Raw genomic sequence first — 12,848 nt, 5'->3', positions numbered from 1 at the left:
TCCGTTGACACCTTCCGGTGTCGTCATCCGTCACGAGCGTCCCACCTCCGCCCGGCCGGCAACGGCGGGCCGGAACAGCGTCGATCAATATGCCGTATGCAGCACGTGCCGCAGAGTCGACATCTCCTCGAGGCACCGCCCGGTACCGATGGCCACACACGTCAAGGGCTCGTCGGCCACGCTCACCGGCAGCCCGGTCGAGTGACGCAACACGAAGTCGAGATTACCCAAAAGCGAGCCCCCGCCCGTGAGCACGATGCCCTTGTCGACGATGTCTGCCGACAACTCGGGGGCCGTGTGCTCGAGCGCTACCTTCACGGCCTCGATGATGGCATTGACGGGCTCGGCGAGGCTCTCGGCGATTTGTCGCTGGCTGACGACGATCTCCTTGGGCACGCCGTTCATGAGGTCGCGTCCCTTGATCTCCATCACCTCGCCCTGCCCGTCCTGCGGCAGGCAGGCCGAGCCGATCCTCATCTTGACGTTCTCCGCCGTGGCCTCGCCGATGAGGAGGCTGTGGTTGCGGCGGATGTAGCTGATGATCGCCTCGTCCATCTTGTTCCCGCCGACGCGGATGGACTTCGCGTAGACGATGCCGCCGAGGGACAGGATGGCCACCTCGGTGGTGCCGCCGCCGATGTCGACCACCATCGAGCCCGTGGGCTCGGTCACGGGCAGGCCGGCGCCGATCGCGGCCGCCATCGGCTCCTCGATCAGGAACACGCGCCGCGCACCCGCGCTCTCGGCGCTCTCCTGGATGGCGCGGCGCTCGACCGCGGTCGAGCCCGAGGGCACGCAGATGATCACCCGCGGACTCGCGAAGCCGCGCCGCGGATGCACCCGGCGGATGAAGTGCTTGATCATCTCCTCGGCGACCTCGAAGTCGGCGATGACCCCGTCCCGCAAGGGACGGATCGCCTCGATATTGCCGGGAGTGCGGCCGACCATCTGCTTCGCCTCCTCGCCGACGGCGAGGATCTGGCGCCGACCGCGGTTGGTCGCGATCGCCACGACCGAGGGCTCGTTCAGGACGATGCCGCGGCCCTTGACATAGACGAGCGTGTTGGCGGTGCCGAGGTCGATGGCCATGTCCGCGGAGAACAGGCCGAGCAGTCTCGAGAACATCTAGCGGGAATCCGTTCCTGGCGTCGTCGCACGCGCAAGGGATGGAGCGGATCGCTCCGCTCCATCCGAATTTCGTACTTCAGGCCGCGCGGATCAACGCCGGGAGCGTCGCGGTGCGGCAACAGTTCTCAGGCGGAAAGGGCCGCCGGCGCCGTCTTCTCGCGCTTGGTCAGAAGCTTGTTCAAAGCTGCGATGTAGGCCCGGGCGGAAGCCACCAGCGTGTCGGTGTCGGCCGCCTGGCCGTTGACGGTCTTGCCGTTCTCCTCGAGCCGGACCGTGACCTCGGCCTGCGCGTCCGTGCCTTCCGTCACGGCGTGGATCTGGAACAGCGGCAGCTCGGCGTCGTGCGGATAGATCGCCCGGATCGCCTTGAAGGTCGCGTCCACCGGCCCGTCGCCCATCGCGACCGCGGTCTTCTTGACACCGTCCACCTCGAGCTCGAGCTCGGCCGTGGGCTTGATCTTGGAACCGCACTGCACGTAGAGGCTCACGAAGCGGATCCGCTGGCCCGCCTCTTGGATCTCGTCGTCGACGAGGGCCACGATGTCCTCGTCGAATACCTCCTTCTTCTTGTCGGCGAGCGCTTTGAAGCGGACGAAGGCGTCGTTGAGCGCGTTCTCGCCGAGCGCGTAGCCCAGGTCCTCGAGTTTCTTCTTGAAGGCGTGGCGGCCGGAGTGCTTGCCCATGACCAGGCTCGAGCGAACGAGGCCCACGTCCTCGGGCCGCATGATCTCGTAGGTCTGGGCATTCTTCAGCACGCCATCCTGGTGGATGCCGCTCTCGTGGGCGAAGGCGTTGGCACCGACGATGGCCTTGTTGGGCTGGACCTGGAAGCCGGTGATGGCCGAGACCAGGCGCGAGGCCTTCATGATGTCCTGGGTGACGATCCGGGTGCGGTAGGGCAGCCGGTCGGCGCGCACCCGCATCGCCATCACGACCTCCTCGAGCGAGCAGTTGCCGGCCCGCTCGCCGATGCCGTTGATGGTGCACTCGATCTGCCGCGCCCCGGCCTCGACCGCGCGCAGCGAGTTCGCGACCGCGAGACCGAGATCGTTGTGGCAGTGGACCGAAATGATGGCCTTGTCGATGTTCGGGACCTGGTTCCTGATCTCGCGGATCAGATCGGCGAACTCCTCGGGGTAGGCGTAACCCACCGTGTCAGGGATGTTGATCGTGGTGGCGCCGGCCTTGATGGCGCTCTCGATGCAGCGGAACAGGAACTCGGGCTCGGTGCGGGATGCATCCATGCCGCTCCACTCGACGTCGTCGGTGTAGCGCCGGGCACGGGTGACGCTGTCGATCACCCGCTCGTGGACCTGCTCGGCGTCGAGCTGGAGCTGGTACTTCCGGTGCAACGGCGAGGTGCCGATGAAGGTGTGGATGCGCTTGCGCGCGGCCGGCTGCAGGGCTTCGCCGGCACGATCGATGTCGGCGGCGGCGGCGCGGGCGAGGCCACAGACGACGCTTTCCTTGACCCGCTTCGCGATCTCGTTGACGGCATGGAAGTCGCCCTCGGACGCGATCGGGAAGCCGGCCTCGATCACGTCGACGCCCATGCCCTCGAGGACGGCGGCGACACGCAGTTTCTCCTCGACGTTCATCGAGCAGCCGGGCGACTGCTCGCCATCGCGCAAGGTGGTGTCGAAGATGATGATACGGTCTTCCTGGGCGGCAGGCTGAGCAGTGTCGTGGGTGGTGGCCATGGTCGGATCTCGGGCTGCTGGTGACGGTGGCGGATAGAATTCACCCCTGAGCACGGGCGCGGACGGCGCTGGCTCAGGGGCCGGTAAGTCGACCCGCGATACGAAGCAGCCGAGCAAGCGAGGTGCATGCAGACGCCGGGGCAGGCATCACCGCAAGGCGGCCCGCCTCTGCCAACGTCGGGATCTCCCCGTGCGGGATGATCGCCACTCGATCGCTCCGTTTCGATCAAGCTGCACCCTGCCGGCGATCACCGGCAGCGCGGCGGTTATCCACGATACGGCACGGGGTTGTAAAGCCATTCCGTGCTCGTGCGGGCAGGAGGCTGCACGGCCCCGGCAGGCCGGCCGAGATTCCGCTGCCGCCGAGCGGCCTCTCGATGGTAAGCTCGCTCATGGCTCTGTTCCTTCGTCTCGGTCTCGCGAGTCGAGCGCCGCTCTGGCGTGCAGACGGGAACGCACTTCTCGCCTGCAAGGCGAGGCGGTCCGCTCGCGGGGCACCACACCGGAACCAAGCCGCCAAGGGGACGTTGGAAGCGGCGGGCACGGCATTCGAGCGAGGACAGGTCCCATGATGACCAAGGAGCAACTCACCGCGCTCGCGAGCGTGCAAGCATCGCCCGCTGTCTCGATCTACCTTCCCGGACACGAGGATGACCGCGACATCCGGCAGGGTGCGGTCCGCCTCAAGAACGCGCTTTCGGCCGCCACCGACCGGCTGGTCGAGCAGGGCCACCGGCGACCGGAGGTCGACGCCCTGCTGGCACCCGCGCAAGCCCTCTACGACGACGAGCAGTTCTGGCGCCAGGAGCGCGGCAGCCTCGCGATCTTCGTGGCTCCCGGCCTGTTCCAGGTGCACAAGGTGCCGATGGAGCTGCCGGAGACCACGGTGGTGGGGCCGCGGCCGCACGTGAAGCCGCTTCTGCCGCTCCTTGCCGACGACGGGCGCTTCTTCGTGCTCACTGCCACGGCCGGTGACACGCAACTCTATGTCGCTTCGCGGTTCGGGCTCACGGAGGTCGAGGCCGACATCCCACGAAGCGTCGCCGAGGTCACCGCCGAGACGGATTACGAGAACACGCGACGTCCGGCGCCGCTGTCGCAGTCGCGTCGAGGAGGGGCGATCGGCGTGCCGGCGCCCCAGAGCTACGGCGAGGCTCCGGAAGAGCAGCGCAAGGCGCAGCTCATCGAGCATCTGCGCCGCCTGCAGAATGCGCTCGAGCGCTGCCTCGGCGGAACGCAGGCTCCGATCGTCCTCGTCGCCCAGCCCGAGGTCGAAGGTCATCTCAAGGCGCTGGCCAAGGGGATCACGTTCCACGAGACCGTCCAGACCGATCCCGACTCGCTCGACCGCGCCGAGCTCCACCGGCGCGCCTACGAGCTGGTCCGACCCAAGCTGGCGCAGCGCCGCGCCGACGATCTCGACCGCTTCAAGATGCTCGCGGGCTCGAACGATCCAAGAGGTGCTACCGATCTTCCGGCGATCGTGAGCGCCGCCCGGTTCGGCCGCGTCGACACGCTCCTCGTCGCCGAGGGCGCTTCCGTCTGGGGCATCTGCGACGAGGAGGGGGACCGGGTGCGGGTGAACCGGGAATCCACGCCCGACAATCAGGACCTCGTCGACTACGCCGCCGTCCAGACGCTGCTTCGGGGCGGGAACGTCCACGTGCTGTCGTCGGCCGAGGAAATGCCGCGCGAGGGTTGTCCGATGGTGGCGATCCTGCGTTTTTGAAGAAGGAAATACCGATGGACGGGCCGCTTGAGATCGTCTTTCACAACGTCCAGCCTTCGGAAGCCGTCGAGGCCGCGATCCGCGAGCGCTTCGCCAAGCTCGAGAAATATTACGACCGCCTGACCGCCTGCCGGGTGTCGGTGGAAGGACTGCACCGCCAGCACCGCACCGGCAACATCTACGAGGTCCACATCGACATGCTGGTACCCGGCGCGCAGCTGGTCGTCAGCAAGCAGCCACAGAAGGTGAAGGAGCGCTACGCCAATCCGGATATATACGTGTCGATCAAGGAAGCTTTCGACGCGGCGGAACGGCAGCTCAAACGGTTCAAGCGCCAGCTTCGCGAGGACGTGCAGCCGCAGAGCACCATGTTCCAGGGCCAGGTCGCGGAGATGCATCCCGAGCAGGACTACGGCTATCTGCTCACCAAGGAAGGGGCTCTGCTATACTTCAATCGCAATGCCGTGATGGACGGCACGTTCGACCAGCTAGCGATGGGCGACGTCGTCCACTATGTCGAGGCCATGGGTGACACCGGGCCCACCGCCGTGAAGGTCTGGCGCGGCCCCGAGCACGATCTGGACAGGGCGTGAGGTGACCGATGGCACAGAAACAGACAGAGGCCGAGAAGCACCAGGCAGGCGGTCCCGGCAAGGCATCGAAGGAGGGCCATATCGATCCCGAGAAGCGCAACAAGCCAGGCCAGAAGCAGACGCCGCACGGGGACGGTCCCGGCGGCGGGAGCGGCACGCGCGGCGTTCCGCCCGAGAAGCGACGCGACGCCGGCTGAGCCGGCCTGCCGACGCGCCGGCGCCGCGATCGGGGCCCGGCGCGTCGTGCCGCAACGAGCATGGAGCGCGTGACCCATGCGACGCTCCTCCGATCCGGCTCGTCGGCGCCTCCCCGAAGACGCACCGGAGCACCCTTCGAGCCTTCGCCCGACATCGTCGTCCCCGACAGAGCCGCCCCGTTCCGGGCAGCGCACGCCGCCTCCCGAGATCGTCGGCGGGGATCCGGCGCTCGCCGCCGCTCTCGAGCGGTGCGCGGCGCGGGATCCCGTCGGCCTCGCCGAGCTGCGCGCCTGGCAGGGCGGGCGCCTGCGCGAGACGCTCCTGCGCACGCTGGGCGATCCGGTGCTCGCGGATCGAGCGCTCGAGGGGGCTCTGGCCGATCTCTGGGACAACGCGGCGCTCCATCATACGCTCGGGCGCGGTCCGGCCGAGGATCGCGTGTTCGCCGTGCTGCGTCGCCATGCCCATGCGCTCCTGCGCGAGCGCGGAAGCCCGGTGCCGGCGCAGCCCCCGTCGGCGCCGCTCGTCCGCAGCGTGCCGCCGACCCCGGCACCGTACGATCCGCCACAGCCACCGCCGTGCTCTCACCCGGCGAGCACGATGCCCGCCTCGCCGGTTGCAGCCTCGCCCGAGCCGATGGCAGCGCCCGTAGCGATGCCGCTGCCGGATGCCGAGCCTCTGCCGGCCACGCGCCGCCTGCGCCGCCCTGATGCGGCGACGTCGTTCCACCATGCCTATCCGCAGACTGCGCACGAACATGGGGCCGGACGGAACTGGAGGCGCTGGCTCTTCCTGCTGCTCGCCTGGATCGTGGCTGCCGGCACCGGCTTCGGCCTCGCCTTCGTCGCGTTCCAGCTCTCGGGCAATCGCGACGCCACCATGTTGTGGTTTCCCGAGGAGAGCCCGTCGCCTTCCGCCGTGGCACCGGCACCGCAGCCGCCGCCAAGGCCGGTGGAAACGAGCCCGAGGAGGCCGCCCATGGCGGTGCCGAAAAAGCCATCGGCGCAGGGCGTGGGTGAGCCGCTCAAAGCACCCGAGCCGCCCGCGGTGGCACTCAGGCCGCTCGAGCTGCAGGACGAGCCGGCGACGCTGCCGGGCCCGCCGCCGGCGGCGCCCGATCCGGCTCTGGCGATCGCTCCTGCGCCGCCCGCACCGGTTCCCCGGCCGCGTCCCGCGGTGGAGGCGAGGCTTCCGGCGGAGGCCAGGATTTTCGTCCATTTCACCGCCGGGGACGATGCCAGCGCCGCTCGCGCCGAAGCCCTGCAGAACACGTTGCAGCGCCGCGGCGCCGACTCGGTCCAGCTCGTTCCGGTGCGCTTTCCGATCGGAACGGCGAGCGTGCGCTATTTCTACCCCGAGGACCGCCTGACGGCGGAACGACTGCTGCAGGGAGCCAGGAACGAGCTCGCGACCGACGGCCGACCGGCGCCGGGCGAGCCCACGGACTTCACACGCTTCCGCCCGAGCCCCCGGCCGGGGACGATCGAGGTCTGGCTGCCGGGCGGCTGAGGAGATCAAGCACGTCCGGATCGGCGTGCATCCGGAGCCTGTGCTCGTACTCAGTCATGGCCCGCTCCCCTCGAAAGCGACAGGGTCTCGCGGGGAAAAAGGCCGGGAGAGAGGGGATAGTTCCCAGCCGGCCGGGTACCGGCTGGGAGGCCTTGTCGGGCCGGCGTCAGTTCCGGCTCTTGTCGACCAGCTTGCCCTTGGCGATCCAGGGCATCATGGCGCGCAGCCGCTCGCCGACCTGCTCGATGGGGTGCTCGGCGTGGCGGCGGCGCATGGCCTTGAAGCTCACCTGGCCGGCCTTGTTCTCGAGCACCCAGTCGCGGGCGAAGCGGCCCTCCTGGATGTCGGCCAGGACGCGCTTCATCTCGGCCCTGGTCTCGTCGGTGATGATGCGCGGGCCGGTCTTGTAGTCGCCGTACTCGGCCGTGTTGCTGATCGAGTAGCGCATGTTGGCGAGGCCGCCCTCGTAGATCAGGTCCACGATCAGCTTCACCTCGTGCAGGCACTCGAAGTAGGCCATCTCGGGCGCGTAGCCGGCCTCGACCAGCGTCTCGTAGCCGGCCTGGATCAGGGCCGAGAGGCCGCCGCAGAGCACGACCTGCTCGCCGAACAGGTCGGTCTCGCACTCCTCCTTGAAGGTGGTCTCGATCACGCCGGCCCGGCCGCCGCCGATGGCGCTGGCATAAGACAGGCCGAGGTCGAGCGCACCGCCCGAGGCATCCTGGTGGATGGCGACGAGGCAGGGAACACCGCCGCCCTTGACGTACTCGGCACGGACGAGATGGCCGGGGCCCTTGGGCGCCACCATCAGCACGTCGAGATCGGGGCGCGGCTCGATGAGCTTGAAGTGGATGTTGAAGCCGTGGGCGAACAGGAGAGCCGCCCCCTCCTTCATGTTGGGGCCGAGCTCGTCACGGTAGAGGTCGGCCTGCAGCTCGTCGGGCACGAGCACCATGACCACGTCGGCCCACTTCGCGGCCTCGGCCGGGGTCATGCACTTGAGGCCCGCGGCCTCGACCTTCTGGCGCGTGGGCGAATTCGCCTTCAAGGCCACCGCGACCTCGGCAACACCACTGTCCTTCAGGTTGTTGGCGTGGCCGAAGCCCTGGCTGCCATAGCCGACGATGGCGACCTTCTTGCTCTTGATCAGATTGAGATCGGCGTCGGCATCGTAATAGACGCGCATGGGGCTCACTCTCCCTACCCGTTCGCTCGCTCCCCGCGGGCGGACCGGCCGCCCTTGGGGGATTTTCCGTCAGACCCGCGCAGCGTCGGGCATGAGGATGGTGTCGCCGCGGCCGATGGCGACGACACCCGCCCGGCTGACCTCGACCGGCTCGATCAGGGCGATGAAGGCGTCGAGCTCGTCCGAGGTGCCGGTGACCTCGAAGACGAAGCTGCCCGGCATGCTGTCCACGAGCCGCGCGTGCATGAAGTCGGCGAGCCGCAGGGCCTGGATCAGGCGTTCGCGGTCGCCGCTGACCTTGACCAGGGCCAGCTCGCGCTCGACATGCGGTCCCTCGACCGTGAGGTCCTGCACCCTGTGCACGGGAACGAGCTTCGCGAGCAGGGCCTTGATCTGCTCGATCACGAACTCGGTGCCGCTCGTGACGATGTTGATGCGCGAGAGTCCACGCTCCTTGTCGACCACGGCCACGGTCAGGCTCTCGATGTTGTAGCCGCGGCCGGAAAAGAGACCGATCACCCGGGCGAGCACACCGGGCTCGTTGTCGACGAGCACCACGATCGTGTGGCGGCGCTCTTCTTCAGGAAGCTTCATGGGGCCTCGAAGGGATGAGCGGTCACGAAGGCTCGGGCGGCCTTACGCTGCATGAGCCTCCGTGACAAGTCGGTTCCTGGATCAGGGCTTCAGACGAGGACCATGCCCTCTTCGGAAATGGCCTCGTGCCTGCCCTCGTCCTCGGGGCTCAGCTTGATCTCGTTGTGGGCGGCACCACCCGGGATCATCGGGTAGACGTTCTCCGCGCGCTCGACGACGATGTCGGCGATCACCGGCTTGTCGGCGCGCAGCGCCGACTCGATCACGGCATCGAGCTGATCCACGGTCTCGGCGCGCAGGCCCACGGCGCCGAACGCCTCGGCGAGCTTCACGAAGTCGGGCAGGCTGTCCATGTAGCTCTCGGCGTGCCGCGAGCCGTGGAAGAAGTCCTGCCACTGCCGGACCATGCCCATGTAGCTGTTGTTGAGGATGAACGTCTTGACCGGCAGCCGGTACTGCATCGCAGTCGACATCTCCTGCATGTTCATCAGGAAGGAGGCGTCGCCCGAGATGCAGAGCACGGTGGCATCGGGGTGCGCGATCTGCACCCCGAGCGCGGCCGGAAAGCCGTAACCCATCGTGCCGAGCCCGCCCGAGGTCATCCAGCGCAGCGGTTTGTCGAACCGGAAATGCTGCGCCGCCCACATCTGGTGCTGGCCGACGTCGGTCGTGACGTAGACGTCGCGCTCCCGCGTCGCCTCCCAGAGGCGGCGGATCACGGTCTGCGGCTTGATGATCCGGCCGTCCTGGCGGAAACGGAACGAGTCCTTCGCCTGCCACTCCCGGATCTGTGCCCACCAGGGCTCGATCTTCTCGCGGCTCACCGCGTTCGAGCGCCGCTGCCAGGCGGCCATGAGCGCTGCGATGGTCTTCTCGGCATCGCCCACGATCGGCACGTCCACCGCCACGTTCTTGTTGATCGAGGACGGGTCGATGTCGACGTGGATCTTCTTGCTGCGCGGGCTGAAGCCGTCGAGCCGGCCGGTGACCCGGTCGTCGAAGCGGGCGCCGATGCAGATCATGACGTCGCAGTCGTGCATCGCCATGTTGGCTTCAAAAGTGCCGTGCATGCCGAGCATGCCGATGAACTGCGGATCGCTCGCGGGATAGGCGCCGAGGCCCATGAGGGTGAGCGTGATCGGATAGCCGGTCGCGCGCACGAGCTCGGTCAGCATGGCGCAGGCCTTGGGTCCGGCGTTCACGACCCCGCCGCCGACATAGAAGATCGGCCGCTGGGCACCGGCCAGGAGCTCCGCCGCCTCCTCGATCCGGGCCGCATCGGGCTCGACCTTGGGATGGTAGGTGCGGTGCCTGACCTCGTCCCTGCCCTTGTAGGGGGCCTTCGCCATCTGGATGTTCTTGGGCAGATCGATCACGACCGGCCCCGGCCGCCCGGAGCGGGCGACGTGGAACGCCTCGTGGATCACCTGGGCGAGGTCCTCGGCCCGCTTCACGAGGTAGTTGTGCTTGGTGCAGGGCCGGGTGATGCCGACCGTGTCGGCCTCCTGGAAGGCATCGTTGCCGATCATGTGGGTCGGCACCTGCCCGGTGAGGCAGACCACCGGCACCGAGTCCATGAGCGCGTCGGTGAGCCCGGTGACGGCGTTGGTCGCACCGGGCCCCGAGGTCACGAGGACGACGCCGACCTTGCCGGTCGAGCGGGCATAGCCCTCGGCGGCATGGACCGCCGCCTGCTCGTGGCGGACGAGAACGTGCCGGATCCTGTCCTGCTGGAACAGGGCGTCGTAGAGCGGCAGCACCGCTCCTCCGGGATAGCCGAAGATTACCTCTACACCCTGCTCGACCAACGCCTGAATGACGACCTGCGCACCCGTCATGGCCTGCGGGTCCAGTGTCGTGGCGGTCTGCGTCGTCGCAGCGGTCATCGAGAGGCTCCTCGGGCCATCGCGCCCGTTCCACTTGAAGTTGACTTGCCGGAACGACCCCGACGGCGTCGCGCATCGGGGAAACCGGACACTAATGAGCCCCCTTGACAAGGTCAACGCTGCGATCGGAGGGGCTGCCCTCGGTGCTCGCTCGAGGGGGCCGTCCGCTCATTGTCGCGGGACGTGCGCCAGAGGCTGAACAGAACGCCGCCCGCGAACAGGCCCAGCGTCACCGACAGCGAGACGAGCGGCGGAATCTTGCCCACGAGCTCGGCGAGGAAGATCTTGTTGCCGATGAACAGGAGCACCAGGGCCAGCGCGTATTTCAGGTAGCGGAAGCGGTGGATCATGGCGGCGAGCGCAAAGTAGAGCGCCCGCAGGCCAAGGATCGCGAAGATGTTCGAGGTGTAGACCACGAACGGGTCCTGGGTGATCGCGAACACCGCCGGCACCGAATCGACCGCGAACACGAGATCGGCGAGCTCGATCAGGACAAGGGCCAGGAACAGCGGCGTTGCCCAGAGCAGGGGTCGGCCGGTCTCGGGATCGGGCAGCCGGACGAAGAAGCGCTCGCCGTGCAGGCGATCGGTGACGCGCAAACGGCGCTGCAGAAGGCGCAGGACCGGGTTGCCGCCGAGGCTCGCCTTCTCGTGCGAGGCGAACAGGAGCATCTTCGCCCCGGTGACGATCAGGAACGCGCCGAACAGGTAGAGCACCCAGTGGAACTCGGCGATGAGCGCGGCACCGAGGCCGATCATGATCGCGCGCAGCACGATCACGCCCAGGATGCCCCAGAACAGGACGAGGTGATGGTATTGACGCGGGATCGCGAAGTAGCCCAGGATCATCGCGATCACGAACACGTTGTCCATGGCGAGGCTCTTCTCGACGAAGAACCCGGTGAGATAGTTGAGGCCGGCCTCGGGCCCGAGGCTGCTCCAGACCCAGGCACCGAAGGCGAGCGCCACGAGAATGTAGCCGGCGCTGAGCGCCAGGCTCTCGCGCACGCCGATCGCGCGCGAGCGGCGGTGCAGGATGCCGAGATCGAAGGCGAGCAGGAGGAGGACGAGGGCGAGGAAGGCAAGCCACATCCAGGCCGGCTTGCCGAACGCCTCCCGGAACAGGACCGGCTCCAGAGGTTCGAGCAGGGGTGCGACGGCCGCGATCGCCTGTGAGGCGAGGTCGCGCCCGGTGGCGAGATGGTCGAGGACGAGATTCGGGAGCTCGCTCATGTGGGCCCCTCAAGGTCGGTGGATGCCAACGAGGGTGCCGACATCGCAGCCGCTGGGCTGTGAGAGGGGCCCGGTCACCGCTCCGGCCTGACGTTGGTGAGCGGATCCGGCTTTTCAAGAGGTCGTATCGCGACAAGGATCAGGCGAGCCGCTCGCGCGCCATGGCGAGGATGGCCTGCCGCAGCGACGCCGAATCGCCGAGCGCCGCCATCGACTGCAGCTCCGGCAGCTGGTGGCGGAACCAGGTGCGCTGCCGCTTGGCGTACTGGCGGATCTGGGCGGCGATCGACCGCTTCGCCTCCTCCAGGCCGAGGCGTCCCTGGAGCAGGGCCGCGAGCTCGCGCAGGCCGTGGATCTTGGCGGTCGGCAGGCGCAGCGCATCCGGACGGCGCTGCAGGAGCGTTTCCACCTCTTCGAGCGCACCGCCCTTCAGCATGACCTCGAGCCGTGCTTCGATCCGCGGGTTCACGACGGCGGGCGGCGGCAGCAGAGCGATGCCGAGGCGACGTTCGGGCAGCGGGATGCACCGTCTGGGTGCCTCCTGCCATTCGGCGAGCGACCGCCCGGTCGCCTCGACCACCTCGAGCGCCCGCAGCAGGCGCTGCGTGTCGCTCGGCCGCAGGCGGGCGGCCATGACGGGATCGCGCATGGCGAGACGTTCGTGCAGCGCGGCGCCGTCGATCCTCTCGGCCCATGCCCGCAAGCTGCTACGCAGGTCCGCCGGGATCTCCGGCATCTCGGGCATGCCGTGCAGGAGCGCATGCAGGTAGAGGCCGGTGCCGCCGGTGACGATGGCGGGCCGCCCTTCGGCCCGGCAGGCTGCGAGCACCGGCTCGACGAGCGTCAGCCAGCGACCGACCGAGGGCTGCTCGTCCGCGGCGAGCACGCCGTAGAGCCGGTGCGGTACCACCGCCTCGTCCGCCGGCGTCGGCCGCGCGGTCAGGATCGGCAGATCCTGGAAGAGCTGCTGGCTGTCGGCGTTGACGACGACGCCGTCCAGAGCCCGTGCCACGGCGAGCGCCAAGGTCGACTTGCCGCTCGCCGTGCTGCCGCCTATGACAACGAGCGCATCGATCACCTTCCTCCTCCTTGG

General features: G+C 68.4%; 11 protein-coding genes. 4 read left to right on the top strand and 7 right to left on the bottom strand.

Annotated elements, in window-relative coordinates:
• Positions 1-84: 84 nt before the first annotated feature.
• Positions 85-1,125 (bottom strand): rod shape-determining protein, encoded by a 1,041-nt coding sequence (locus tag U1T56_RS02655; protein ID WP_418157892.1) that lies wholly within the window; start codon positions 1,123-1,125, stop codon positions 85-87.
• Positions 1,126-1,253: 128 nt separating this feature from the next.
• Positions 1,254-2,828, bottom strand: a complete 1,575-nt coding sequence (locus U1T56_RS02650; protein ID WP_418157891.1) for a 2-isopropylmalate synthase — start codon at positions 2,826-2,828, stop codon at positions 1,254-1,256.
• A 568-nt stretch (positions 2,829-3,396) separates the two neighbouring features.
• Here U1T56_RS02650 and U1T56_RS02645 point away from each other — a divergent pair.
• The 4 genes from U1T56_RS02645 to U1T56_RS02630 all read left to right on the top strand — a co-directional run bounded on the left by U1T56_RS02645 (position 3,397) and on the right by U1T56_RS02630 (position 6,857).
• Positions 3,397-4,557, top strand: coding sequence for a baeRF3 domain-containing protein (locus U1T56_RS02645; protein ID WP_418157890.1), 1,161 nt, complete (start codon positions 3,397-3,399; stop codon positions 4,555-4,557).
• Between the two features lie 14 nt (positions 4,558-4,571).
• Positions 4,572-5,150 carry an HPF/RaiA family ribosome-associated protein gene (locus U1T56_RS02640; RefSeq protein WP_418157889.1) on the top strand — a complete coding sequence of 193 codons (579 nt, stop codon included), beginning with the start codon at positions 4,572-4,574 and terminating at the stop codon, positions 5,148-5,150.
• An 8-nt stretch (positions 5,151-5,158) separates the two neighbouring features.
• A complete protein-coding gene (locus U1T56_RS02635; RefSeq protein ID WP_418157888.1) occupies positions 5,159-5,347 on the top strand; it encodes a hypothetical protein in 189 nt (62 codons plus the stop codon).
• 76 nt (positions 5,348-5,423) lie between these two features.
• Complete coding sequence (locus U1T56_RS02630) at positions 5,424-6,857, top strand: hypothetical protein (protein WP_418157887.1); 1,434 nt, start codon at positions 5,424-5,426, stop codon at positions 6,855-6,857.
• Between the two features lie 166 nt (positions 6,858-7,023).
• On the opposite strand, the gene ilvC is transcribed toward U1T56_RS02630, so the two are convergent.
• From ilvC to miaA, 5 genes are all read right to left on the bottom strand, one after another.
• The gene (gene ilvC, locus U1T56_RS02625; protein WP_418157886.1) at positions 7,024-8,043 is read right to left on the bottom strand and encodes a ketol-acid reductoisomerase; all 1,020 of its coding nucleotides are present in this window, start codon (positions 8,041-8,043) and stop codon (positions 7,024-7,026) included.
• Between the two features lie 69 nt (positions 8,044-8,112).
• Positions 8,113-8,637 carry an acetolactate synthase small subunit gene (gene ilvN, locus U1T56_RS02620; RefSeq protein WP_418157885.1) on the bottom strand — a complete coding sequence of 175 codons (525 nt, stop codon included), beginning with the start codon at positions 8,635-8,637 and terminating at the stop codon, positions 8,113-8,115.
• Between the two features lie 89 nt (positions 8,638-8,726).
• Positions 8,727-10,523: an acetolactate synthase 3 large subunit gene (locus U1T56_RS02615; protein WP_418157884.1), complete on the bottom strand. Its 1,797-nt coding sequence runs from the start codon at positions 10,521-10,523 to the stop codon at positions 8,727-8,729.
• 113 nt (positions 10,524-10,636) lie between these two features.
• Entirely contained in the window at positions 10,637-11,614 is a 978-nt protein-coding gene (locus U1T56_RS02610; protein WP_418158132.1) for a TerC family protein, read from the bottom strand.
• Positions 11,615-11,894: 280 nt separating this feature from the next.
• Positions 11,895-12,833, bottom strand: a complete 939-nt coding sequence (miaA, locus tag U1T56_RS02605; protein ID WP_418157883.1) for a tRNA (adenosine(37)-N6)-dimethylallyltransferase MiaA — start codon at positions 12,831-12,833, stop codon at positions 11,895-11,897.
• Positions 12,834-12,848: the final 15 nt, after the last annotated feature.

The sequence above is a fragment of the Benzoatithermus flavus genome (assembly GCF_037908215.1).
Classification (GTDB): domain Bacteria; phylum Pseudomonadota; class Alphaproteobacteria; order Geminicoccales; family Geminicoccaceae; genus Benzoatithermus; species Benzoatithermus flavus.
The sequence above is the reverse complement of the archived record's forward strand: the minus strand, read 5'-3'. Positions and strand labels throughout refer to the sequence as shown.